Here is a 24,993-nt window from a genome sequence, read left to right as displayed (position 1 = left end):
ACCGTGGCGGACACCTACGCCCATAGTGTTCGGCAAGAACGCATCGATCAGGCCGAGGCCGATGCCCGTATCGCCCGGGTCACGGCAGCGGCCAATTATGCGGCCATCCGTGACGTCGACCTGGTGATCGAAGCCGTTTACGAAAACCTCGAGCTCAAGCAGTCAATCTTCCGCGAACTGGATGGCCTGCTCAAACCTGAAGCCATTCTGGCGAGCAATACTTCAGCACTGGACATTGATGCCATCGCTGCCGTTACACGCCGTCCGCAACAAGTTCTGGGCCTGCACTTTTTCAGTCCGGCGCACATCATGAAGCTGCTGGAAATTGTCCGTGGTACCCAGACTGCACCAGCGGTGCTTGAGGCCGCACTGGCGTTGGGCAAGCGCATGGGCAAGGTCAGCGTGGTGTCGGGCAATTGCGACGGCTTCATCGGCAATCGCATGCTCAATACCTACGTGCTGGAGGCGCGCAAAATGCTGCTGGAGGGTGCTTACCCTTACCAGGTGGATGCGGCGCTGCAAGGTTTCGGTTTCGCCATGGGGCCATTCCGCATGTTCGACGTGGTTGGCGTCGATTTGCAATGGCGTGCCCGGCAACTGTCCGGCGTTGGGCAGGATGCGCCAGAGGTGCAGGTGGATAACCGTCTGTGTGAATTGGGCCGTTTTGGCCAGAAGAGCGGCGATGGCTTCTACCACTATGAACCGGGTAGTCGTCAGGCTGAGCACGACCCGCAGGTCGATGTGCTGGTACTGGAAGTCAGCGAAGGGCTGGGGTTCCATCGTCGCGAGATAAGCCAGGAAGAAATCCTGGAGCGCTGCCTGCTGGCGCTGGTCAATGAGGGCGCGAAGATTCTTCAGGAAGGCATCGCCGGATCGGCCCATGACATCGATCTGGTTTATCTCAACGGATACGGGTTCCCGGCGGACAAGGGTGGGCCGATGGCCTGGGCAGATCAGCAGGGGTTGGCGGATATTCATCAGCGGCTGTTGGCACTGGAGACCCGCCAGGGCGATCACTGGAGCCCGGCGCGGTTGATTGGTGAGTTGGCGGCGGCGCGGAAAGGGTTTGCCGACAAGTAATTGATGTGGAGCCTGTTCCGGCGCCTTCGCGAGCAAGCCCGCTCCCACAGTTGAAGGCGTTCCACTGTGGGAGCGGGCTTGCTCGCGAAGAACGATAACGCGGTTTTTCGCCTTAAATTGGTCATCCAACCCCAGGAATCAACGCTGATGCCCCAACGCTCCGACTACCCGCACTTGCAACCCATCACCACCCGTTGGCACGATAACGATGCCTACGGTCACGTCAACAACGTCACCTACTACAGCTACTTCGACACGGCGGTGAACACCTACCTTATCGAAGTCGGTGGGCTGGACATCCACGATGGCGAGGTGGTGGGTTTCGTGGTGAGTTCGGCCTGTGATTACTTTGCTTCCATCGCCTTCCCGGATCGGATCGAGATCGGCTTGCGGGTCGGCAAGTTGGGCAGCAGCTCGGTGCAGTACGAATTGGCGGTGTTCAAGCAAGGGGAAGACGAGGCCTGTGCGGCGGGGCGCTTCGTGCATGTGTTCGTCGACCGGGCATCGAATCAGCCGGTGGCTATTCCGCTCGCATTGCGCAGTGCGATGGAGCGCCTGGTAGTTTAAAACGGGCAAAAAAAATCGCAGCCCTTGGGCTGCGATTTTATCTATCAGTGAACCGCCTGGTATTCCGGGATCAGTCACGATGGCGATAGTACTTGTGATGCTTGCGGTGGCCATACGCATGACCGCGACCTGGGTGGCCGTCACGGTAGTAACGACGATCATCATGACCGCGATATCGACGACCGTCATGATCATCGTCATCATCATCGGCTTTGTTGCCCATATAGTTACCCAGCGCGCCACCGGCACCGCCGCCTGCTGCGGAGCCGATCAGGCTGCCGGTGGTGCCGCCAACGCTGCGGCCAACCACGTTACCGCCTGCTGCGCCCAACGCACCGCCAATGGCGGCTTCGCCACGGCTGCGTTTGTCTGCGCCGACTGCGCTACCACCCGCGCCGCCCAGGGCCGCGCCGATGGTGGAACCTGTATTGCCGCCCAGCGATTGGCCGACGACCGAGCCCAAAACCCCGCCCAATGCGCCGCCCACACCTGCTTCGGTGGTGCCGCCAGCAGAGGCCATGCCACTGACCAGGCCAAGGGACAACAAGAGAATCGAGGAGAACTTCATGGAGGAACCTCAAGGGGATGACGACGCGATCCTGAGGCTGTGTCATGGGCGTGACAATCGAAATCCGACGAGTAACACGACTTGAGCACATTTCTATAAGTTGCTGTTTTTTGGGCGGAACTTAATGGTTTTTCGCCGGTCTTTAGTTACTTCGGATAGGCCGTTTTTGTGAAAAAACGGCCTTTTTTGTGGGCGTTTGGAAACTGTTTCATCCGGATTATTCGTTGGATGATCCACCGCTTTCGCGAGCAAGCCCGCTCCCACATTGAATACCAGGCGTACATAAAATCCGTGTTCGCTGAAGATCAAATGTGGGAGCGGGCTTGCTCGCGAAGACGCCAGTCCAGGCGCCGAATCAGGCCGACCTGGCCATGATCAACCCAGTCTCACTCGCCGCTTCCAACCGGATCGCCACGAACTTCGACGTTGGTGTATGGCTGCCATCCCCGGTGCTCTCCAGCGGCACCAGCGGATTCACTTCCGGATAGTACGCCGCCGCTTGTCCTGCAGGAATATCAAATGCCAGCAGCGTGAAGCCCTTCACCCGTCGTACAACGCCATCATCCCAGATCGACACGATGTCCGCCTTCTGCCCCGGCTTGAAGCCCAGGCGAATGATGTCAGCTTCGTTGACGAACAGCACATCACGTTGGCCTTTAACCCCGCGGTAACGGTCATTGAGACCATAGATCGTGGTGTTGTACTGATCGTGGGAGCGCATCGATTGCATGATCAGGTCCGGCAACACACCGGTGGCTCGGGTACGTTCGTGAACCAGATCCCTGGGTAGCGCGTTCGGGCGGAAGTTGGCCCGGCCGGATGCGGTATTCCACTTGCGCGCGCCGGCGCTGTTGCCCAGGTAGAAGCCGCCTGGGTGCTTGACCCTTTCGTTGAAATCCTTGAAGCCTGGGATGGTATCGGCAATCAAGTCGCGGATGCGCCTGTAGTCGGCCACCAGCCAGTTCCAGTCGACCGGATGGCTGCCCAAGGTCGCGGCGGCGATGCCGGCCAGGATCGCCGGTTCCGAGCGCATCTGGTTCGACAGTGGCTGCAACTGTCCGTTGGAGGCGTGGACCATGCTGAACGAATCTTCGACAGTCACCGCTTGCGCGCCTTCAGTCTGGATGTCGATGTCGGTACGGCCCAGGCACGGCAGGATCAGGGCGTCTTTGCCGTGAGTCAGATGGCTGCGGTTAAGCTTGGTGCTGATCTGCACGGTCAGGTCGCAGTTGCGCAGGGCCTGGAAGGTGCGCGGGCTGTCCGGGGTGGCTTGAGCGAAGTTGCCACCCAGGCCGATGAAGACTTTGGCCCGGCCTTCGGCCATGGCATGAATCGCCTCGACCACGTTGTGGCCGTTTTCCCGCGGAACCTTGATCTGGAAGCGACGCTCCAGGGCATCAAGGAACGCCACGGGTGGCCGTTCGTTGATGCCCATGGTCCGGTCGCCCTGCACGTTGCTGTGGCCACGCACCGGGCACAGGCCGGCGCCTGGCCGTCCGATGTTGCCGCGCAGCAACATCAGGTTGGCGATTTCCTGGATGGTCGCGACCGAATGGCGATGCTGGGTGATGCCCATGGCCCAGCACATGATGACGTTCTTGCCCTTGGCGTATATGCGCGCCGCTCGCTCGATTTCCACCAGGGGCAGGCCGGACTGCTCGACGATCTGCTCCCATGGGGTTTCGTCGATGGCGGCCAGGTAGTCCAGTACATTGACGCTGTGTTCATTGAGGAAGGCGTGATCGAACACCGCAGGCTCGCCCGCATTCTGTGCATCACGCTCCCATTGCAGCAGGAATTTCGCCATACCCCGCATGATCGCCATGTCGCCGCCCAGCGCCGGACGGAAGTACGCGGTGTTGGTCGGTTTGTCGCCATTTGTGAGCATTTCGATCGGGTGTTGCGGGTGCTGGAAGCGCTCCAGGCCACGCTCTTTAAGTGGGTTGATGCACACCACTTGCGCGCCGCGTTTGACCGCTTCACGCAACGGTTCGAGCATCCGAGGATGGTTGGTGCCGGGGTTCTGGCCCCAGACGAAAATCGCATCGGCGTGTTCGAAGTCGTCGAAGGTCACGGTGCCTTTGCCGACGCCGACACTTTGTGACAACGCAACGCCGCTGGCTTCGTGGCACATGTTCGAACAGTCGGGGAAGTTGTTGGTGCCATAGGCGCGCACGAACAGTTGGTACAAGAAAGCCGCTTCGTTACTGGCCCGGCCGGAAGTATAGAACTCGGCCTGGTCCGGGCTCGCCAAGCCGTTCAGGTGTTTGGCGATCAGCGCAAAGGCAGCGTCCCAACTGATCGGCTTGTAGCGATCGGTCTCGGCGTCATAGCTCATCGGCTCGGTCAGCCGGCCCTGATATTCAAGCCAGTAGTCGCTTTGCTCCCGCAGCGAAGTGACGCTGTGTTTGGCGAAAAAACTGGCGTCGACGCGGCGTTTGGTCGCTTCCCAGTTCACCGCCTTGGCGCCGTTCTCACAGAACATCACCATGCCGGCTTCGTTGGAGTCACCCCAGGCGCAGCCGGGACAGTCGAAGCCGCCGTTCTTGTTGGTCTTGAGCATCATGCGCAGGTTTTTCAGCGCGTTGTCGCTGGTCAACCAGGCTTGGGCGACGCTGATCAGTGCGCCCCAACCTCCGGCCGGGCCTGTGTAGGGTTTGTAGCGAGGGACAGGTTTCTGGTCGGCTTGACGGTGTTGACTCACGCTTGGTTCTCCAACGCTGGGCTGTAGACCCGCGGCGCATTCTTTTGTGGCAGATGGATGAGATTGAGGTTGTGGCGACGGGCCCATTGCACGGCGAGCCCTGTCGGAGATGACAGGCTGACCAGGGTCTGGATGCCGGCGCGCAAGACTTTCTGGATCAATTCGAGGCTGCAGCGACTGGTGACGATCGCCAGCCCGCCCGCCGTCGGAATATTTTGCCGGATCAAGCCACCGATCAATTTGTCGAGGGCGTTGTGCCGGCCGATATCTTCACGGCCCAGCAACAGTTGGCCCTGGTCGTTCATGAACACGGCCGCGTGCACCGCCCCACAGTGCTGGCCAAGCGGCTGGAACGCGCCAATGCGCTGGCGCAGGCCATCGAGCCATTCAATGGGTGGCAGCGGGGCGCCGGGCAATACCTGAAGGTCCGGCAATGCCTGCTCGACCGCTTCCACGCCGCACAGCCCGCAACCGCTGGTACCGGCCAGTTGCCGACGCTGTTGCTTGAGGTTCCAGAACGCGCGATTGGCGATGGTCACTTGCGCGTACTGCGCCGAGCCCGAGCCGCTGAGTTGCAGGTCATAGATGTCCGTGGCGTCCTGGATGATGCCGCTGCCCAGGCTGAAGCCGACGATGAAGTCTTCAAGGTCCGTGGGCGTTACCAGCATCACCGCCTGGCTGATGCCGTTATAGGCAATCGCCAGTGCGACTTCCTCGGCCAGCGCGGTGCTGGCCGACTCCGAATGTTCGAGGTTGCTGTAGCTGTACGTTTGGCTGGCGTCGGGCGCGGGCGTTTCGAGGGCAGGCGCCGCGCAGGCTGGGCGCTTGGCGTTCATGGCATCACCGAGGGTTTGATCAGCTTTAAGACTAGGCGCGGCAACTTGTCACGTCTAATCGCTATTACTGATCTGCCGATAGATGCCGTCGATCAAGCGCCGATCAACGATTGCTGATAAAGCGCAAAACAGGCCTCCGCCAGAGCCGAGCGTGGCGCGCTGCGACGCATGATCAGCCCCAGCCGGCCTAGGGTCTGGGCGTTTTCGATCGGTTGCAGGCGCAAATGATCGGTCAGTCCTTCCAGGCCTCCGTCCAACGGCATCACCGCGCAGCACAAGCCACCGTGCACAGCTTGTAACAGTTGATGGACGGCATCGGTTTGCAACAAAGGCTGCGGGTTGAGCCCTCGACTATGGAAGTTGTGGTCGATGGACTGGCGAAAGTGCATGCCGCTGGTGAGCATGCCCAGCGGCAATTCGATCAGCGACTCCCAACTCAGCGGTGCATCGCCAAAGGTAAAGAAACGCTGATCGTAGAGCAGGCCCATGCGGGTTTCATTGAAGGTCAGGGAATCGAAACGCTCGGCATCCAGGCGTTCGAGGTAGGACACGCCGAGGTCCAGGCGATTGTTCGCCAGTTGTTCGAGGATCTGCTCGGAACTCAGGGCCGAGAGTTCGAAGCGCAGGTTCGGGTGTTCCGTGTGCAGGCGTTGCAGCAGCGGCAGGGGATCGAAGCTCGACAGCGGCACCACGCCCAGGCGCAGGGTGCCGACCAGGTTACCGCGACAGGCGGCCGCCTCGGCGTACAGGCCATCATAGGCCGCCAGAACGGTGCGCGCCCAAGCCAGCACCCGCTCGCCAGGTGCAGTGAAGCCTTCGAAGCGCTGGCCGCGATTGACCAGCGGCAGGTCGAGTTCTTCTTCGAGGCTGCGCAGGCGCATGGACAGGGTCGGCTGGGTAATGTGGCAGCGCGCGGCGGCCTGGCCGAAATGGCGGGTTTCGTCCAGAGCGATGAGGAATTTCAGCTGCTTGATGTCCATCTTCGTTCCTGGAGGCGGGAAGGGGCGATTCTATCGCAAGCGGCGTCATTGGTCGGTTTGGATTGGCAAATGACTGCCGTGGTCTAGGCTTTTGCGTCTGGAACCCGAAACCCAAGGAGAGCGAAACAATGAGCCTGTTCAGTTTTCTAAAAGAAGCCGGTGAAAAAATCCTCGATGCGTTGACGCCGGACAAAGCCGAAGCCAACAGCGAGGCGTTGACCAAGCATGTGCAGAGTGCGTTGACGGGGATCGACACTTCCAAGATTCAGGTCAAGGTCGAGGGCGATAAGGTCATCGCCAGCGGCGAAGCGAATACGCAGGAAGAGAAGGAGAAAATCCTCCTGGCCCTGGGCAATGTGGCAGGTGTCAGCGGTGTTGAAGATGAGATCACTGTTACTGGACCTGTGGTCGTGGCGGCGAAGTTTGTTGTGGTCGAGAAGGGCGACACCCTGAGTGCCATTTCCTTGCGCGTGTATGGCAATGCCAACCTGTACAACAAAATCTTCGAGGCCAACAAACCCATGCTCAAGGATGTGAACAAGATCTATCCGGGGCAATCGTTGCGGATTCCCGAATAATGTGAGGCTCTGTAGGAGCTGCCGCAGGCTGCGATCTTTTGATCTTGTTTTTAAAGATCACAGTCAAAAGATCGCAGCCTTCGGCAGCTCCTACAGGGAATCAAAGGCCGGTTATCAAATCCCGATAATCACCCACTGCGGCAAATTCAGCGGTGTCCTTGGGCCCCTTTTGGCTGTCCGGCTCTTTCACGGCCAGCAAATGCCCCACACCAAAATCCCGCGCACTGCGCAGGATCGGCAAGGTATCGTCGATAAACAGGCTGCGCGCCGGGTCGAAGTCGATGTCGGCCTGCAAGGCATCCCAGAACTGCGGGTTTTCCTTGGGGAAACCGTAATCGTGGGAGCTGATCAGGCGCTCGAAATAGGGTGCCAGTTCGATTCTTTCCAGCTTCAAGGACAGCGAATCGCGGTGCGCGTTGGTGATCAGCACCACGCGTTTGCCTGCACGCTTGATCGCGGCCAGGAAGGTGTCCGCATCCGGGCGCAGGGCGATCAGATGAGCGGTTTCCAGTTTCAGCTCGCGCACCGGCAGCTTCAGTTCGGCACTCCAGAAATCCAGGCAGTACCACTGCAGCTGGCCAGCATTGCGTTCAAACAGGGGCTGCAGTTCCATATCGGCCATGGCCCGACTCACTCCGTGCCATTCGGCATAGCGCTTTGGCAGGTGCTCCAGCCAGAAATGGTTGTCGAAGTGCAGGTCCAGCAGCGTGCCGTCCATGTCCAGCAGAACGGTATCGATGTCGCGCCAGGGCAGCAGGGACATAAAAACTTCTCCAGCGGTAAAAAAAGGTATCCGGGGACAACAATCAGGATAGGCCGGGTATAGTAACCCGCTATCGCCCAGGAGCCGCTCATGCGCCAGAAACCCACCATCCTCGCCCGCGAGATTGTCGCCACCAGCCGTTTGTTCTGTGTCGAGGAACTGAAGCTGCGTTTTTCCAATGGCGTGGAGCGCACCTATGAGCGGCTGGTCGGCAAGGGTGCAGGTTATGGCGCCGTGATGATCGTGGCGATGCTCGATGCGGACCATGCCGTCCTGGTCGAGGAATACTGCGGCGGTACCGATGAATACGAATTCTCGCTGCCCAAAGGCTTGATCGAGCCAGGTGAGGACGTTCTGGCGGCAGCCGAGCGCGAGCTCAAGGAAGAAGCCGGTTTTGGCGCGCGACAGCTTGAGCATTTGACCGAGCTGTCGCTGTCCCCCGGTTACATGAGCCAGAAAATCCAGGTGGTCTTGGCCACTGACCTGTACGAAGAACGCCTGGAAGGTGACGAACCTGAGCCGATGGGCGTGGACAAGGTCAACCTGCGCGAGTTGTCGGCGCTGGCGCAGAACCCGAAGTTCACCGAAGGCCGGGCCTTGGCAGCCTTGTACCTGGCCCGTGACCTGTTGACCCAGCGCGGGGTGTTCCAGCCATGAATTTTCCCCACCCATTGATGGCGCCGGTGGTCGAGCTGGCGTTGCAGGCCGGCGATGCGATCCTGCCATTTTGGCGCACCGGCACGCAGGTGACCGCCAAGGCGGATGATTCACCCGTGACGGCCGCAGACCTGGCCGCTCACCATCTGATCCTGGCCGGGCTGACGGCACTCGATCCGAGCATCCCGGTGCTGTCCGAGGAAGACGCCAACATCCCTCAGAGCGTACGCGCCGGATGGCAGCGCTGGTGGCTGGTGGACCCGCTGGACGGCACCAAGGAATTCATTTCCGGCAGTGAAGAGTTCACCGTCAACATCGCGTTGATCGAGCAGGGTCGCGTGGTATTTGGCGTGGTGTCGATGCCGACCAACGGGCGTTTTTATGTCGGTGGTGCCGGGTTCGGCGCGTGGCGTGGCGATCAAGGTGGCACGCCCGTGGCGATTGCGGTGCGTGATGTTCCGGCCCCCGGCCAAGCGTTCACCGTGGTTGCCAGTCGTCGTCATTCCAGTCCAGAGCAGGAGCGCTTATTGGCCGGGTTGAGCGCCAGCCTGGGGGAACTGGAACTGGCCAATATCGGCAGTTCTCTGAAGTTCTGCCTGTTGGCCGAGGGGGCGGCGGATTGTTATCCACGCCTGGCGCCGACTTCGCAGTGGGATACAGCAGCGGCTCAAGGCGTGCTGGAAGGGGCGGGTGGCGAGGTGCTCGATTTGAAGGGGGCGCCGTTCTGTTATCCGGCGCGAGAATCGCTGCTGAACGAATTTTTCCTGGCACTGCCGGCCAAGGCAGCGTGGCGGGAACAATTGTTGGCGCTGGCCAACCTGTAGGAGCCGGCTTGCTGGCGATCCATGCAACGCGGTGTGTCTGACTCACCGCATTGCATCGATCGGCGCATCAACGGTGCAAAACGTACTGCCCGACAAACTTCACCGCATCCTCATCGCTACCCGCATTCACCACTCGCGTATGCAGGCTCAATCGCGCCCGTCCGTACCGCTGATACATCGCCAGGAATTTCTTCCACACCTGCGCACTCGGCGCCTGGCAAATGGCGTGTGCATCGCCTGTCACTGGCAGCGGGTAGTTGATCTGCCCTTCCTGAATAACGATGTGCCCGTCGCTTATCCCTTCTTCTTTCAGGCGTAAATGCAGCCAGCCCCAACCGGCCAGTACCGCGCCGCAATACAGGCTGCCGCCGAACATGGTGCTCTTGTGGTTGACGTTGGCGTCCAGCGGCAAGTACAGGCGCAGTTGCTGATCGTGCCAGTCGAGCACCTTGAGGCCCATGTCCCGGGTGAGGGGAATGTCGTGGTGGAGGACGGATTCCAGTTGACGACTGTCGCGGCTCATTCAGGGGCCTCTTGTTTGTAGTGGATGAGTAGGCGGCGGCTCAATCGAGGTCGTCGCCGGGGGTGGAGGTGCCGCTGTCGGCAAAGCTCAGGCCGTGCTTGCGCAATTTGTCATGCAAGGTCTTGCGTGGAATGCCAAGCGCCTCGGCGACGCTGCGTACCGAGCTGTGCGAGCGCGCCAGTTCCGCGGCAATCAGGGTTTTTTCGAAGTTTTCCACCTGCTCGCTCAACCCGCCGCTGACCATGTCTACCGTCGTGCCAACCGAGCCTTGCACCTCGTTGTTATCCAGCGCCAGTTCCAGGCCCAGGGCGAAGCGTTCGGCCGCATTTTGCAGTTCGCGCACGTTGCCAGGCCAGGTGTGGCGCAACAGCAGGGCGCGTTGCCCGGGTTGCAGTTCATGCGGCGGCAAGCCGTGGCGGGCGCTGGCTTCATCGGCGAAATGCTGGAACAGCATCAGCGCATCTTCACCGCGTTCGCGCAGTGGCGGAATGCGCAGGGGCGCGACGTTCAGGCGATAGTACAGGTCGGCGCGGAAGCGCCCCTGATCGGCGGCCTGACGCAGGTCTTCCTTGGTGGCGGCGATGATGCGGATGTCCAGCGGGATCAGTTGATTGCCGCCCAGACGTTCGACCACCCGCTCCTGCAGCAAGCGCAGCAATTTCACCTGGACGTCCAGGCTCATGCTTTCGATCTCATCGAGAAACAGCGTGCCGCCGTTGGCAAACTCGAACTTGCCGATGCGGCGTTTCTGCGCACCGGTGAAAGCGCCTGGCTCGTGGCCGAACAACTCGCTTTCGACCACCGACTCGGCCAGCGCCCCGGCGTTGATCGCCACGAACGGACCATTGCGCCGATTCGACAGGTCATGCAGCGCGCGGGCCACCACTTCTTTGCCGGCCCCGGTCTCACCGAGGATCAACACGTCTGCCCGGGTCGCCGCCAAGGCGCCGATTTGCTCGCGCAGGCGCAGCATCGAGGGCGAGTGTCCGACCAGGCGTGTGCTCAATTCATTGCGATCGCTCAGGGCCAGGCGCAGGCTGCGGTTGTCCAGCACCAGTCGGCGCAGGGCCAGGGCGCGGCGAACGCTGTCGAGCAGGGCGTCGCTGGCGAAGGGTTTTTCCAGAAAGTCATAAGCCCCGGCGCGCATGGCTTGCACCGCCAGCGGCACATCGCCGTGGCCGGTGATCAGCAGCACCGGCAGTTCCGGGTCCTGGGCGTGGAGTTCGGTCAGCAGTTCGATGCCGTCCATGCCCGGCATGCGGATATCGCTGACGACCACGCCCGGCCAGTCGCGCTCCAGTTGCGCGGCCAGGCCCTTGGCTTCTGCCAGCGGCAGAATCTTCAGGCCGGCCAGGTCCAGGGTCTGGCTCAAGGCCTGGCGCAGATGGGGATCGTCGTCGATCAACACGACCTGGATGCGGTTGTCGATGGTCATGCACTTCGGTCCTCGGACGGTTGCAGGCTCACACCCGGTGCGCCTGCGCGCAGTTTAAGGGTAATCAGGGCGCCGCCTTCCTTGTGGTTGGCGAACGACAGTTCGCCGCCGAAGGCGCGCATCAGGGTCTCGCAGATCGCCAACCCCAATCCAAGGCCCTGGGTGCGGGTCTTGGTGGTGTAGAAGGGCTCGCTGGCGCGGCCGAGAGCCTCCAGGCAGAACCCGGGGCCGTTGTCGCGAATGTACAGGTTGACGCCTTCGGCCGTGGATTGGGCACTCAACCAGAGTTTTCGCGGCGGGCCTTTTTCCGTCAGGGCATCCAGGGCGTTGGCCAGCAGGTTGCCCAGCACTTGGCGCAGGCGGGTTTCTCCGGCCTCTACCCACAACGTGGCGGCGGGCAAGTCGCGGATCAGTTCGACTTCCATGCTGCGCCGACGCTTGGCCAGCAAGGCCAGGGCATCGTCCAGCGCCGGTTGCAGGGCGACGCTCTCCGGGGCATGGCGATCGCGCCGGGCAAAGGCGCGCAGGTGAGCAATGATCGACGCCATGCGTCCGGTCAATTCGCTGATCAGCTTGAGATTGCCGCGGGCATCGTCGGTGCGCTGGTGGTCGAGCAGCACTTCGGCGTTTTCCGCGTAGCTGCGGATGGCCGCCAAGGGTTGGTTGAGTTCGTGGCTGATGCTTGCCGACATCGTGCCCAGGGCCGACAGCTTGCCGGCCTGCACCAGGTCATCCTGGGCGCGAACCAGTTCTTGCTGGGCTTGTTCGCGTTCCAGCACTTCCTGTTTGAGTCGACGGTTGAGGCCCTCAAGATCACTGGTGCGCTCGGCCACCCGGCCTTCCAGTTCGCGCCGGGCCTTGGCTTCGAAGGCGATCCGTTCCAGGTAGTGGCGGCGGCGTTGCATCATCAGGCCGAGCAACAGCATCAACACCAGCAGCGTCGCGCCACCGATGGCGAGCACCGTGCGCACCGGGCGATCTATCAGGGTGCGCGGGGCGAGGATGCTGACGTTCCAGCCGGTTTCCGCGATCGCCTGGGTCTGGGTCAACCAGGCGTTGGGATTGAGCTTCAGCGGCTTGGGTTCGCGGGTGGGGTAGGGCTGGATTGCGGTGATTGCCTTGCGCTCTTCTTCGCTCAACTCACGGGTCGAACGAAAGCGCCATTCGGGCCGCGAGGTGAGGATGACCACGCCGTTGTGATCGGTCAGCAGCAGTTGCTCCGGGGTTTTGCCCCACAGGCTTTCGGTGTGGTCGAGGTCGACCTTGACCACCAGCACGCCGGTGATTTTCTCGCCCTCGCGCACGGCAGCGGCGAAGAAGTAGCCACGTTTGGCGGACGTGGTGCCCAGGCCGAAAAAACGTCCGAGTCGACCGGCCATGGCTTCGCTGAAGTACGGCCGGAAGGCAAAGTTACGACCGACGAAGCTGTCGTGCTTGTCCCAGTTGGAGGCGGCCAGGGTCTTGCCCGTGGTGTCCATCAGGTACATGACTTCGGCGCCGGTCTGGGTGCTGATGTTTTTCAGCAGACGGTTGGCGTTGCCCTGGGTGACGCCATCGTCCGGCGCGCCAAGCACGGCGCGCAGGGCTGGCAGGTCGCCGAGGATCTGCGGCAATACTTCATAACGATGCAGGGTGCCCAGCAGGTTGGCGACGTAGAGATCGAGGGTCTGGCGATTCTGCCCGGCCAGTTCGCTGCGGTAATAGCGCTCGGCCAGATGCTCCAGCGGCCACAGCAAGGGCGCCAGGCACAACGCGAGCAGGGCCAGGCTGCGCCAGCGGGGTCTGCGGGGAAGGGTCGGAGTCATGAGCATCGAGCGCCTGTGGGTACAGGTGCATTATGCCTAGGCTTGCCGACGCAGTCTGCGCGCTGAAACGGGCGCCGCCGTTTCAGTCGAAGACGTCGGCGTCCTTGAAGAATGCGGCGGCCTGATCCCTGGCCGACAGTTGCGGCGCTGTATCCAGCGGCGGCCACTCGATGGCCAGGTCCGGATCATCCCAACGAATGCTGCGCTCGGCCACCGGGTTGTAGTACTCGGTGGTTTTGTAGAGAACCTCGGCGAAATCACTCAACACCAGGAAACCGTGGGCGAAACCCTTGGGGATCCACAGCTGGCGATTGTTCTGCGCAGAAAGGCGTACGGCCACCCATTTGCCGAAATGCGGCGAGCTGCGCCGCACGTCGACGGCGACATCAAGAATTTCCCCGGCGCAGGCCCGAACCAGCTTGTCCTGGGTGTTCTCCAGTTGGTAATGCAGCCCGCGCAGCACGCCTTGTTGCGAGCGCGAATGGTTGTCCTGAATGAATTGCGTATTCAGGCCAGTGGCTTCCTTGAAAGCCTTGGCGTTGAAACTTTCGTAGAAAAACCCCCGTTCGTCACCGAAAACCTTGGGCTCGATGATCAAAACACCGGGCAGGTCGGTGGTCACAACATTCATGGGTTTCTCCAACGATGGGCATTGATGGTCGCCATTCTTGCCTAGAGTGCCTGCAAGGGCGAGTGTCATGTGGTTTTTTTCTTGGTAGTTGACCGATCCAGCCGCTTGCCAGCCGTTTCAAGGGGGTTGCGTATCGCCTTGAGCAGTGGCGATATAGGCGCCTAATAAAATTTCAGGGGTCGTTGTATGCCGCTCGCCACGTTGATTCATCGCGCCAGTTTGCCCAGCCCGCAAGTGTCAGCGGAGCAAGCGCTAGAGCTGCTGCAGGCGCATTACGGGCTTAGCGCAAGATTACAGCCCCTGGGCAGCCAGCAGGATCTGAATTTTCGCGTCGACAGCGATCAGGGGCGGTTTGTCCTGAAAATCTGCCGGGGCGACTATTCGGCGCTCGAGCTGCAAGCCCAGCATGCCGGGCTCAAGCACCTGGCTGAGCATCCTGACGTCCATGTGCCGCGGGTGATTGCGGCGAAAAACGGTGCGGACCTGTTGTCCCTGGAGGTCGCAGGCCAAGCGGTGCATGTGCGTCTGCTGGATTACATCGAAGGACAATCGCTGACGCACCTCGAACATTTCAATCGCACGGTGGTGGCCGGTTTCGGGCGGCTGTGCGGTGAAATGGACCTCGCACTGGCGGATTTTGACCATCCGGGGCTGGTGCGCACCCTGCAGTGGGACGCGCGCCACGCCCATGCGCTGATCGCCCATTTGCTGCCGGTGATCAAGGATGAAACCCAGCGCCGCCTGATCGTTGAAGCGTGCGAACAGGCAGAGCGCCATTTGTTGCCACTGCAAGACAAGTTGCCCGTGCAAGCCATTCACATGGACATCACCGACGACAACGTGGTCTGGCAGCGGGATGCGCAACGCCATTGGCAGTTGCAAGGCGTGATCGATTTCGGTGACCTGATCCGCACCTGGCGCATTACCGACCTGTCGGTGACCTGTGCCGCGTTGCTGCATCATGGCGGAGGCGATCCCTTCTGCATTTTGCCGGCGGTGCAGGCCTATCACGCGGTCAATCCGCTGCAACACGAAGAACTGCTGGCGCTGTGGCCGCTGATCGTCGCCCGCGCGGCAGTACTGGTGCTCAGTGGCGAACAGCAGGTCAGCATCGATCCGGGCAATGCCTATAGCCGCGACAACCTGGTCCACGAGTGGGAAATTTTCCGTGTGGCCACCTCGGTGCCGTTGGCGCTGATGGAAGCGGCCATCCTGTCGGCCGTCGGACAGCGCCTGCCGGACATTGGCAGCGAAGGTTTCGCACCGCTGCTGCCGAGTCTGGTGGGGCGCGAGTTTGCGTTGATCGACCTGGGCGTGCTCAGCCCGCATTTCGAGGCCGGTAACTGGGAGCAGGAAGGCATCGATCAGCGCCTGTTGGACGAAGCCTCCGCTGCCCACGGCCTGGCGGCCAGTCGTTATGGGCAATATCGGTTGTCGCGCACGCGCCCGGACACTGCCGGCGAACCGGACACTTGTCCCTTGCACGTCGAGTTGCGCGTGCCCCATGGCACGGCAGTCGAAGCGCCGTTTGCCGGGGTGGTGCACCAGCCGATGGCCGGGGTGCTGCAACTGGATGGTCCGCAACTGAGTGTTCGGTTGTGGGGCGTAACGCCATCGCTGCACAGCGGTGCGGCGCTGGTAAAAGGCCAGGTGCTGGGCTCGGTCAGCGGGCCGTTGATCGTGCAGTTGTGCCGAGGTGCGTCGATCAGTGCGCCACTGTTCTGCACACCTTCGCGCGCCGCCGCCTGGCAAGCGCTTTGCCCGTCGCCGGCGACGCTGCTGGGGCTGGCTTGCGATGCGCAGGAAGAACTCGATTCGCAGACCTTGCTGGCTCGGCGCGACGCCAGTTTCGCCCGTACGCAAAAACACTATTACGTCGACCCGCCGCGTATCGAACGCGGCTGGCGCAACCACCTGATCGACATGCAGGGCCGCTCCTACCTCGACATGCTCAACAACGTCGCGGTACTCGGCCACGGCCACCCGCGCATGGCGGCGGTTGCCAGCCGTCAGTGGTCGTTGCTCAACACCAACTCGCGGTTCAACTATGCGGCGGTGGCCGAATTCTCCGAGCGTTTGCTGAAACTGTCGCCAGAGGGCATGGATAGGGTGTTCCTGGTCAACAGCGGCAGCGAGGCCAACGACCTGGCCATTCGCCTGGCGTGGGCCTACAGCGGCGGGCGCGACATGCTCAGCGTGCTGGAGGCCTATCACGGCTGGACGGTAGGCGCGGATGCGGTCTCGACTTCGATCGCCGACAACCCCAAGGCCTTGAGCAGCCGTCCGGACTGGGTGCACCCGGTGATCGCGCCGAATACCTATCGCGGTGAATTCCGCGGCCCTGACAGCACGCCGGACTACGTGCGCAGCGTCGAACACAACCTGGCGAAAATCGCCGAGCAAAAGCGTCAACTGGCCGGTTTCATTTGCGAGCCTGTGTACGGCAATGCCGGTGGTATTTCACTGCCGCCGGGGTACTTGCAGCAGGTTTACGCAATGGTCCGCGCCCAAGGCGGCGTGTGCATCGCCGACGAAGTGCAAGTGGGTTACGGGCGCATGGGCGATTTCTTCTGGGGGTTCGAAGAGCAGGGCGTGGTGCCGGACATCATCACCATGGCCAAGGGCATGGGTAACGGCCAGCCCCTGGGTGCAGTGATCACCCGCCGGGAAATTGCCGAAGCGCTGGAGGCCGAGGGCTATTTCTTCTCGTCTGCCGGTGGCAGCCCGGTCAGTTGCCAGATCGGCATGGCGGTGCTGGATGTGATGGAAGAGGAAAAGCTCTGGGAAAACGCCCAGGTGGTCGGCGGGTACTTCAAGGAGCGTCTTGAAGCGCTGATCGATATTCATCCGTTGGTCGGCGCGGTGCATGGTTCCGGGTTTTATCTGGGGGTGGAGTTGATCCGCAACCGTGAAACCCTGGAGCCGGCCACCGAGGAAACCACGGCGTTGTGCGATCGCTTGCGCGAGCTGGGGATCTTCATGCAACCGACTGGCGATTTCCTGAACGTGCTGAAGATCAAGCCACCGATGGTCACTACGCGCCAGAGCGTGGATTTCTTCGTGGATATGCTCTCGAAGGTGCTCGCGGAGGGTCTGTAAACACATACTCACTGTAGGAGCGAGCTTGCTCGCGAAGAGGCCGTGTCAGCCACGAATTCTTGTCTGAATGACCGCTTTCGCGAGCAAGCTCGCTCCTACAGGGAGTGGTGGTGTTAATTCGATTGTTATCGGGTTTAAGTGTGAAATTTTAGACGCATGGCTTATCTGTCGCTTCTAAAGCCGATATTTATCGGCTATAAAGTCGCCAATGCCAGGGTGTGGATCAACCATGCCCGACCGTCACGCACTTGCCCGGAGATGATTCATGAGCCGTAACGTTACCGTCGCCGCCACCCAGATGGCCTGTTCCTGGGACCTTGAAGGCAATATCGAGGTCGCAGAAAGGCTGGTCCGCGAAGCCGCCGCCAAGGGCGCGCAGATCATCCTGATCCAGGAACTGTTCGAAGCGCCGTACTTCTGCCAGAAGCCGAACCCGGATTACCTGCAGCTGGCGACGACGGTCGAAGACAACGTCGCCATCAAGCACTTCCAGAAAGTCGCCAGGGAACTGCAAGTAGTGCTGCCGATCAGCTTCTACGAACTGGCAGGCCGTGCGCGTTTCAACAGCATCGCGATCATCGACGCCGACGGCAGCAATCTCGGGATTTATCGTAAAAGCCACATTCCAGATGGCCCTGGCTACCACGAGAAGTACTACTTCAACCCGGGCGATACCGGCTTCAAGGTGTGGAACACCCGCTACGCGAAAATCGGCGTGGGCATCTGCTGGGACCAGTGGTTCCCGGAGGCTGCGCGCAGCATGGCGTTGCAAGGCGCGGAGATTCTGTTCTACCCGACCGCCATCGGCAGCGAGCCGCACGACAAGACCATTTCGTCCCGTGATCACTGGCAACGCGTGCAACAGGGCCACGCCGGCGCTAACCTGATGCCGCTGATCGCCAGTAACCGCATCGGCAACGAAGAACAAGACGGCTACGACATTACCTTCTATGGTTCGTCGTTCATCGCCAACCAGTTCGGCGAGAAGGTGCAGGAACTCAACGAAACCGAAGAAGGCATTCTGGTTCACACCTTCGACCTCGACCAACTGGAACACATCCGTAGCGCGTGGGGCTCGTTCCGTGACCGTCGTCCGAACCTGTACAGCGCGCTGAAAACCCTCGACGGTTCCCTGGAGTCCTGACCGACATGACCACTTTGAGCAGCACCCCTCGCGCAGACGGCTTCTACATGCCGGCCGAGTGGGCACCACAAACCCAGACCTGGATGATCTGGCCCGAGCGTCCGGACAACTGGCGCCTGGGCGGCAAGCCGGCACAAGCCGCGCACGTGGCGGTGGCCAAGGCCATCGCCCGTTTCGAACCGGTCACCGTGGCGGTGTCCGCCGGCCAGTACGAAAACGCCCGTGCCCGCCTGGACGTACCCAATATCCGCGTGGTCGAGATGTCCAGCGACGATGCCTGGGTCCGGGACACAGGACCGACGTTCGTCATCAACAACAACGGCGAAGTCCGCGGCGTGAACTGGGACTTCAACTCGTGGGGCGGTTTTGACGGTGGCCTGTATTCGCCGTGGAACCGCGACTCGCAGGTGGGCGGCAAGATCCTCGAGATCGAGCGCAGCCAACGCTACCGCACCGAGGGCTTCGTGCTTGAAGGCGGCTCGATCCATGTCGATGGCGAAGGCACGCTGATCACCACCGAAGAGTGCCTGCTCAACCGCAATCGCAACCCGCACCTGAACCGTGCGGAAATCGAAGCGGTGCTCAGCGCGCATCTGGCTGTGGATAAGATCATCTGGCTGCCGGACGGCTTGTTCAACGACGAAACCGACGGCCATGTGGATAACTTCTGCTGCTACGTGCGTCCGGGAGAGGTGCTGCTGGCCTGGACCGACGATCCACAGGACCCGAACTACCCACGCTGCCAGGCCGCGATGAAAGTGCTGCAAAACAGCACCGACGCCAAAGGTCGCCCATTTACGGTGCACAAGATGCCAATTCCAGGGCCGCTGTATGCGACCGAGGAAGAATGCGCAGGTGTCGACCCGGTGCATGGCACCCAGGAACGCAATCCGAGCGTGCGTCTGGCCGGTTCGTATGTGAACTTCCTGATCGTCAACGGCGGCATCATCGCCCCGAGTTTCGACGACCCGCTCGATGGTCCTGCAAAAGAAATTTTGCAGAACCTGTTCCCCCAGCATGAAGTGGTCATGGTGCCTGGCCGTGAACTGTTACTGGGAGGCGGCAACATTCACTGCCTTACCCAACAACAGCCAGCACCGCACAAAGAGTGAGTGCAGTTGTAACAGCTTGAGTTTGTAGCGAAATCAGAGAGGCAAACGTTTTCGCGCGCAACTTTGTGGGAAGCCCGCAGCCCTTAAGGACTGCGGGCTTTTTTGTATCCGCTTGTCGACAGCGCGCACGCCTTGGCATAGCTCTTGTATCTGCGAAGGTGTAATGCCGGGAGGGGAGAACTTAGTTGTTCTGTCATAAACCTTGGATAAGTTAGCCGCTCAAAAACCGGGAGAGAGCGTTGAAATGAACGCCGAAGTGAATGTGGCAAGTGAGCGGGCGTTGCATCCCCTGGCAGTCAATGGCGAGTCGCTGCAGATCCTGGCGCACTGGTTAAAGTCCAATGGAACGCGTCAGATCACACAAAGTGATCCGCGCCGGACGATGATCGAGCGCTACCCCGCTGGCTTGTTCAGCGAAGCGGAACTGGATGCGTTGTGGGATGTGATGGAAGGATAAGAAGAAAAACAACGGATTGAACAAACAAAAGCGCTGCCGGGATGGCAGCGCTTTTTTATGGGCGACAAGTTGTAGCAAATTACCCCTCCCCCTGTAGGAGCTGGCTTGCCAGCGATAGCGGTAGGTCATTCAACATCAATGTTGAACGTGATGGCCCCATCGCTGGCAAGCCAGCTCCTACAGGGTGATGGTGTTAGAAACTGTAAGTCCCGGTCACCACAACGCTGCGCGGCTCACCCGGCTGAATCTGCGCCGCACTGGTGGCCGACGAGTAATACGTCTTGTCACTGATGTTGTTCAGCGCCGCGCGCAGATCCCAATCCTTCTGCCTGAACCCGGCCAACGCATCCCAGCGGCCATAACCCGGCAGCACGGTGGTGTTTAGGTTGTCGGCATAACGATCGCCAACCAGGGTCAACCCGGTTTCGGCATACCAGCCCATTTCAGGTTTCCAGGTCACGAACAGGCTGCCGTTACGCTTGGCCACGTTGCTGATGCGATTTCCTTCAAAGCCATTGTTGTCTTCCTCGATGGTCGCGTCCTGAAGACCTACGCCACCGCGCACATACCAGTTGCCGGTGATCTTGCCGGTGGCGGTCAGCTCTATCCCACGCGAACGTTGTTTGCCGGTCAGCAAGGTAATGGTCGGGTTGTTCGGATCACTGGTGCGGCGGTTGTAGAGTTCCAGTTCGTAGATCGCCAGCGTGGTGCTCAGGCGATCGTCGAGCCAGTCGCTTTTCACGCCGATTTCTTTCTGCCTGGTCAGCTCCGGGCTCAGGTCGTTGGCATTGCCGGCCGCACCCGGAGTGATGCCGATCAAACCACCGCCGACCGGCGAAAACGACTTCGACCAGGAGGCATAGAAGGAATGATTCTGCAGCGGCGTCCACACCAGCCCTACGCGAGGGCTGGTGCTGTGGCTGTCACGGTCTTCGGAAATGTCCCGCAGCTTGTTGGTCGACTCGATGTCGAACGTGTCGTAACGCAAGCCGGCGAGCAGTTGCCATTGATCGTTCAGTTGCAGCTGATCCTGCACATACACCGCACGGCTTTCGACCTCGGTGTGCGAGCTGCTGGAGACCTGCATGCGACCGGTGTGGCGTAAATCCCGATTGGGGTTGTTCAGGTCCAGCGGCGGCACCGGTGAACTGCCCGGGCCTGAGGTGGCGGCGGTGTACAAGGTCGGATCGCGGCGCTGGCTGCCGATCTCGATGCCGGTCAGCAGGCGATGTTCCAGGCTGAAAGTATCGAACCCGCCTTCCAGTTCAACGTTGTTGTAGACGTTGCGGGTGGTCAGGTCCTGTTGCCAGTGCTGGCGCGTGACCTGGTTGGTGGTCGGGTTGTAGCCGGTCAGGTAGGTGTTGTCGAAATCGCTGTTGAGCTTGAACACGCCCAGGGTCTGGCGCAGTTGCCAGTTGTCGCTGAGCTCGTAGGTGAGCTTGGAGCGCAGCGATTGCGACTTGTCGTCGATGAAATCGTGCTCGCTGCCGTAGGTCGTGTCGCGTCCGACGTCTGCCGGGCGGCCGTTGACCCCGGGGACACCGCGATCCGGCGTACGGTTGTAACGGCTGTATTCGTACTGCACCAGCCAGTTCAGGTCCGGCGTCAGCTGCCAGCTCATCGAGGGTGCAAACAACTGGCGATTAGCACTCACGCCATCGCGGAAACTGTTCTGGTCCATGTTGCCCATATTCAGGCGCAGGCTGATGTTCTCGGAAGGATCGCTGCTGAGGTCGGCATACAGGCTGCGAAGATCATCGCTGCCGCCCTGGGCTTCGAGGGTCGAGCGGCGGCTGAACTCCGGAAGTTTGCTCACCCGGTTGACGATCCCGCCCTGGCTGCCGCGGCCGTACAACACGGCGGCCGGACCTTTGAGCACGTCGATGCGTTCGATGTTGTGCAGGTCGCGCACGTATTGGCTGTCGTCACGGATACCATCGAGATAGAAGTCGTTGCTGGCGTCAAAACCACGGATGCGCAGGCTGTCGAAGCGGGTGTCGGCGCCGCTGCTGACGTTGGGGATGCCACTGAGTGCGGTGCCCAGGTCGTTGGTGCCGTAATCGACAACGTTGGCGGTCTTGATCGAGTCGATGGCTTGAGGCACGTAGCGCACCGGCGTGTTGGTGCTGGTCGCCGTATTCGTTTCCTTGACGCGGGGGTCATCGGCCTCGGCTTCGGCGCTGATGGAGGTGGCAGGTAAGGTGGTAGGCGCAGCGTAGGAAAAACCGGCAGATATCAGAGCAGAAAGCCCAAGGCTGAAGGGCGTAAGGCGAAAAGGGGCAGGCATTGAAGAACGCATCCGTAGGATTTTTAGGGGTGTAACAAGAGCGGCGCGAATGATAATGCTTGCTATTTACTTGTGTTAATTATTCCTGAGAAGGTGTTCTGCTTGATTGTTTCCAATTGTGTCGCAATTGTTACTTTTGCCTTTTCAACGTTATTTGAAGTCGATAAGACTGCGCGTCCGTTGAGGTTTTCTGCCAAGCAAACTCATTTCTTAGAGGAATTTCGCCGGGTTATAGACGATTCATGAAATTGACACATCGTTAAGGCCGCGGCTACGATCCGGTCCAACGCCTGTGGCAGACCGCCATGACCGAAAAATAATTAAAAGGCCCGCCGCGAGAGATCGTGGGCGGGCCTTTTTGTTTGTGGGATGAAAAAAGAGCGCGATAGCGCCGTTTCGGCCGTTGAACACAGCGCGTTTCAACCCGTAATAAGGAAAACAACATGTTGAACAAGCGAATCAGCCTGATCGCTCTGGGGATTTTGAGCGCTACACAGGCCATGGCTAACGACCAGGCCGAATCCAAGGGATTTGTTGAAGACAGCAGCCTCAAAGTGCTGCTGCGCAATGCCTACATGAACCGTGACTACAAAGACGGCAACCCGGATAAATCCGAGTGGGGCCAAGCGGCCATCGGTACGTTCTCGTCGGGCTTCACCCAAGGCACCATCGGCGTGGGTGTGGATGCCTTTGGTCTGTACGCGCTCAACCTGGAGCGTAATGAAGACCGCAGCGGCGCCCAGGGCATCGACTTTTTCAAACAGGGTGCCAGCGGCGAACCGGCTGACGACCTGGCCAAAGCTGGCGCAGCCGTCAAATTCCGTCTGTCCAGCACAACGCTGACCTACGGCGACCAGATGCCGGTGCTGCCGGTACTGAGCTACGACAACGGTCGTCTGCTGCCGGAAAGCTACACCGGTACCCTGATCACCTCCAAGGAGATCAAGGGCCTGGAACTGAACGCCGGTCGCTTCACCGCCGAATCGCGCAAAAGCGCTGAAGGCCATGACAGCGGTGGCTTGAAGTCGATCAACGTGTTGGGCGGTAGCTACCAGTTCACCGAACAATTCAAGGCCGCGTTATATGCCTCCGACGTCGAAGACGTGCTGAAGAAGCAATACGTGAACGCCAACTACGTGTTCCCGTTCGACAAGGATCAATCCCTGACCCTGGACTTCAACGGCTACCGTACCAAACTGGACGACTCTTACGTCCGTGACAACGGTATTACCGGCGACGACAACAAGATCTGGAGCCTGGCAGCCACCTTCGCCACCGGCGCGCACTCGTTCACCCTCGCTCACCAGCGCAGCACCGGTGACAGTAACCTGGGCTACGCCTACGGCGGCTACCAGAAAGATCAAAACCGCGTCGGCGACGGTGGCAACACCATCTACCTGGCCAACTCCTACTGGTCCGACTTCAACGCCGAAGACGAACGCAGCTGGCAACTGGGCTACGGCCTGGACTTCAGCACCTTCGGTGTGCCGGGCCTGAGCTACAACTTCGCCTATGTACGCGGTGACAACATCACCACCTCCACCAGCGAAGGCGGCACCGAGCGCGAGATCTTCAACCAGTTCAAATACGTCGTACAAAGCGGCCCGGCCAAAGACCTGAGCGTGAAGCTGCGCAGCTCGATCCTGCGCGTGTCGCAGAAGTCGAGCGAGTACAACGTCAGCGGTAACGAAGTGCGTGTGTTCGTGGACTACCCGATCAACATTTTCTGATGATGGGTTGCGGTATCGAGGCCTAATGTAAGGCTGAGAAAAAGAAGAAGCCCCGACTGGTTCGGGGTTTTTTTGTGAGTGCTTGTTGGCTCATGTCGTCAAAAGGCGATATCGGGAACACGTCTTGAGAACGTCGTCCGCGGCGACATGTTCCGAGACTGGATAAACACCGCATCTCGATACGCTGAAGTTTGACTTGGCTTATTACCTCACGTAACTAATGATGTTCCCGCCCCCACCTTTATCCCCTCCAGCTAACTCCATACATTGAGCTCCAACGCCTCTCCCATCATTCCGACGGGAAGGTCACTGGAGTTTCCCTCATGCCTTTTGTAAGCGTACGCATCACCCGCGATGGCGTTACCACTGAGCAGAAAGCTCAGGTGATTGCCGAGATCACTGAAACACTGGAACGCGTCCTCAACAAACGCCCTGACTTGACCCACATCGTGATCGAGGAAGTCGACACCGATAACTGGGGCTATGCCGGTATCACCACCACCCAGTACCGCAAGCAACTGGCGGAGGAGGGGAAGTCATGACGGCGTCGGTGACCATCGATTTCGTCTCCGATGTGGTGTGCCCATGGTGCGCACTGGGGGCGACGGCGCTGGAACAGGCGATCGAGAACGTGGCGGGGGAGGTGGCGGTCGAGCTGACCTACAAGCCTTTCGAGCTGAACCCGGACATGCCGGTTGAAGGCGAGAAAGCCGTCGAGCACTTGATGCGCAAATACGGGCGCACCGCCGAGGACGTCGCCTCTGGCAAGGCGATGCAGATCGCTCGCGGCGAGGCCATCGGCTTCAAGTTCGATCTGGAAAAGCGCACGCACTTCTACAACACCTTCGACGCTCACCGGTTGTTGTTCTGGGCGCTGGAAGAAGGCCGCCAGGTGGCGCTGAAGAAGATCCTGCTGCGCGCTTACTTCAGCGAAGGCCAGAACCCGAGTGATCAGCAGACGCTGGTGCGCCTGGCGGGTGAAGCCGGGTTGGACGAGGCCCGTGCACGCAAGGTGCTGGCGTCAGGCGCCTTTGCCGAAGAGGTGCGTGAGCTTGAAGCGTTTTATCGGCAGCACGGCATCAATTCGGTCCCGGCCCTGGTGCTCAACGGTCGTCACCTGGTGTCCGGCTCGCAATCGGTCGAGTACTACGAACAGATGTTGAGACAAATGGCACAGGCCTGATTACCAAATTTTTAAATCATCATTTATCAG

Annotated in this window: 22 protein-coding genes; 12 read left to right on the top strand and 10 right to left on the bottom strand. The window is 60.4% G+C overall.

Translation table 11 applies throughout. The features are described 5' to 3' along the window. Together SOP85_RS04745 and SOP85_RS04740 are read left to right on the top strand one after the other, a co-directional pair. A partial coding sequence (locus SOP85_RS04745) for a 3-hydroxyacyl-CoA dehydrogenase (RefSeq protein ID WP_323626226.1) occupies window positions 1-1,080 on the top strand: 1,080 nt, incomplete at its 5' end. A gap of 147 nt (window positions 1,081-1,227) precedes the next feature. Further along, entirely contained in the window at window positions 1,228-1,647 is a 420-nt protein-coding gene (locus tag SOP85_RS04740) for an acyl-CoA thioesterase (RefSeq protein WP_323606541.1), read from the top strand. A 70-nt stretch (window positions 1,648-1,717) separates the two neighbouring features. On the opposite strand, the gene SOP85_RS04735 is transcribed toward SOP85_RS04740, so the two are convergent. The 4 genes from SOP85_RS04735 to SOP85_RS04720 form a co-directional block, all read right to left on the bottom strand. After that, complete coding sequence (locus tag SOP85_RS04735; RefSeq protein ID WP_274075098.1) at window positions 1,718-2,215, bottom strand: glycine zipper domain-containing protein; 498 nt, start codon at window positions 2,213-2,215, stop codon at window positions 1,718-1,720. A gap of 355 nt (window positions 2,216-2,570) precedes the next feature. Further along, a complete protein-coding gene (locus tag SOP85_RS04730; protein ID WP_323626225.1) occupies window positions 2,571-4,919 on the bottom strand; it encodes an FdhF/YdeP family oxidoreductase in 2,349 nt (782 codons plus the stop codon). Then, window positions 4,916-5,755: a formate dehydrogenase accessory sulfurtransferase FdhD gene (gene fdhD / locus SOP85_RS04725; protein WP_274075100.1), complete on the bottom strand. Its 840-nt coding sequence runs from the start codon at window positions 5,753-5,755 to the stop codon at window positions 4,916-4,918. The genes SOP85_RS04730 and fdhD overlap by 4 nt, the downstream gene beginning before the upstream one ends. A 92-nt stretch (window positions 5,756-5,847) precedes the next feature. Beyond that, entirely contained in the window at window positions 5,848-6,735 is an 888-nt protein-coding gene (locus SOP85_RS04720) for a LysR family transcriptional regulator (protein ID WP_323626224.1), read from the bottom strand. Window positions 6,736-6,863: 128 nt separating this feature from the next. Here SOP85_RS04720 and lysM point away from each other — a divergent pair, with 128 nt between their 5' ends. Continuing rightward, window positions 6,864-7,313, top strand: coding sequence for a peptidoglycan-binding protein LysM (gene lysM / locus SOP85_RS04715; protein ID WP_274075102.1), 450 nt, complete (start codon window positions 6,864-6,866; stop codon window positions 7,311-7,313). 100 nt (window positions 7,314-7,413) lie between these two features. On the opposite strand, the gene yrfG is transcribed toward lysM, so the two are convergent. Continuing rightward, window positions 7,414-8,076 carry a GMP/IMP nucleotidase gene (yrfG, locus tag SOP85_RS04710; protein ID WP_274075103.1) on the bottom strand — a complete coding sequence of 221 codons (663 nt, stop codon included), beginning with the start codon at window positions 8,074-8,076 and terminating at the stop codon, window positions 7,414-7,416. 90 nt (window positions 8,077-8,166) lie between these two features. Here yrfG and nudE point away from each other — a divergent pair, with 90 nt between their 5' ends. Next, window positions 8,167-8,733: an ADP compounds hydrolase NudE gene (nudE, locus tag SOP85_RS04705; RefSeq protein WP_274075104.1), complete on the top strand. Its 567-nt coding sequence runs from the start codon at window positions 8,167-8,169 to the stop codon at window positions 8,731-8,733. Then, window positions 8,730-9,557, top strand: a complete 828-nt coding sequence (gene cysQ / locus SOP85_RS04700; protein WP_323626223.1) for a 3'(2'),5'-bisphosphate nucleotidase CysQ — start codon at window positions 8,730-8,732, stop codon at window positions 9,555-9,557. Before nudE ends, cysQ begins: the two co-directional genes overlap by 4 nt. A 67-nt stretch (window positions 9,558-9,624) precedes the next feature. On the opposite strand, the gene SOP85_RS04695 is transcribed toward cysQ, so the two are convergent. The 4 genes from SOP85_RS04695 to rfbC form a co-directional block, all read right to left on the bottom strand. After that, window positions 9,625-10,080, bottom strand: coding sequence for a YiiD C-terminal domain-containing protein (locus SOP85_RS04695; protein ID WP_274075106.1), 456 nt, complete (start codon window positions 10,078-10,080; stop codon window positions 9,625-9,627). 40 nt (window positions 10,081-10,120) lie between these two features. Further along, entirely contained in the window at window positions 10,121-11,515 is a 1,395-nt protein-coding gene (locus tag SOP85_RS04690) for a sigma-54-dependent transcriptional regulator (RefSeq protein ID WP_323626222.1), read from the bottom strand. Further along, the gene (locus SOP85_RS04685) at window positions 11,512-13,320 is read right to left on the bottom strand and encodes a sensor histidine kinase (RefSeq protein WP_323626221.1); all 1,809 of its coding nucleotides are present in this window, start codon (window positions 13,318-13,320) and stop codon (window positions 11,512-11,514) included. Before SOP85_RS04685 ends, SOP85_RS04690 begins: the two co-directional genes overlap by 4 nt. An 82-nt stretch (window positions 13,321-13,402) precedes the next feature. Next, entirely contained in the window at window positions 13,403-13,951 is a 549-nt protein-coding gene (gene rfbC / locus SOP85_RS04680; RefSeq protein WP_274075109.1) for a dTDP-4-dehydrorhamnose 3,5-epimerase, read from the bottom strand. A 186-nt stretch (window positions 13,952-14,137) separates the two neighbouring features. On the opposite strand from rfbC, the gene SOP85_RS04675 reads away from it, so the two are divergent. The 4 genes from SOP85_RS04675 to SOP85_RS04660 all read left to right on the top strand — a co-directional run bounded on the left by SOP85_RS04675 (window position 14,138) and on the right by SOP85_RS04660 (window position 19,763). After that, the gene (locus tag SOP85_RS04675) at window positions 14,138-17,050 is read left to right on the top strand and encodes an aminotransferase (protein ID WP_323626220.1); all 2,913 of its coding nucleotides are present in this window, start codon (window positions 14,138-14,140) and stop codon (window positions 17,048-17,050) included. Window positions 17,051-17,315: 265 nt separating this feature from the next. Then, the gene (gene aguB, locus SOP85_RS04670) at window positions 17,316-18,194 is read left to right on the top strand and encodes an N-carbamoylputrescine amidase (RefSeq protein WP_046815314.1); all 879 of its coding nucleotides are present in this window, start codon (window positions 17,316-17,318) and stop codon (window positions 18,192-18,194) included. 5 nt (window positions 18,195-18,199) lie between these two features. Beyond that, entirely contained in the window at window positions 18,200-19,306 is a 1,107-nt protein-coding gene (gene aguA / locus SOP85_RS04665; protein ID WP_323626219.1) for an agmatine deiminase, read from the top strand. Between the two features lie 244 nt (window positions 19,307-19,550). Next, window positions 19,551-19,763, top strand: coding sequence for a hypothetical protein (locus tag SOP85_RS04660; RefSeq protein WP_274075112.1), 213 nt, complete (start codon window positions 19,551-19,553; stop codon window positions 19,761-19,763). Window positions 19,764-19,956: 193 nt separating this feature from the next. On the opposite strand, the gene SOP85_RS04655 is transcribed toward SOP85_RS04660, so the two are convergent. Then, window positions 19,957-22,050: a TonB-dependent receptor gene (locus tag SOP85_RS04655; RefSeq protein WP_323626218.1), complete on the bottom strand. Its 2,094-nt coding sequence runs from the start codon at window positions 22,048-22,050 to the stop codon at window positions 19,957-19,959. Between the two features lie 443 nt (window positions 22,051-22,493). Here SOP85_RS04655 and SOP85_RS04650 point away from each other — a divergent pair, with 443 nt between their 5' ends. The 3 genes from SOP85_RS04650 (at window position 22,494) to SOP85_RS04640 (ending at window position 24,963) form a co-directional block, all read left to right on the top strand. Next, window positions 22,494-23,780: an OprD family porin gene (locus SOP85_RS04650; RefSeq protein ID WP_323626217.1), complete on the top strand. Its 1,287-nt coding sequence runs from the start codon at window positions 22,494-22,496 to the stop codon at window positions 23,778-23,780. A gap of 323 nt (window positions 23,781-24,103) precedes the next feature. Further along, complete coding sequence (locus SOP85_RS04645; RefSeq protein WP_175376510.1) at window positions 24,104-24,322, top strand: tautomerase family protein; 219 nt, start codon at window positions 24,104-24,106, stop codon at window positions 24,320-24,322. Continuing rightward, complete coding sequence (locus SOP85_RS04640; protein WP_323626216.1) at window positions 24,319-24,963, top strand: DsbA family oxidoreductase; 645 nt, start codon at window positions 24,319-24,321, stop codon at window positions 24,961-24,963. Before SOP85_RS04645 ends, SOP85_RS04640 begins: the two co-directional genes overlap by 4 nt. Window positions 24,964-24,993 lie beyond the last annotated feature (30 nt).

The organism is Pseudomonas sp. YuFO20, from assembly GCF_035064975.1.
Taxonomy (GTDB): domain Bacteria; phylum Pseudomonadota; class Gammaproteobacteria; order Pseudomonadales; family Pseudomonadaceae; genus Aquipseudomonas; species Aquipseudomonas putida_AE.
This window is presented reverse-complemented; position numbering and strand designations above follow the sequence as displayed.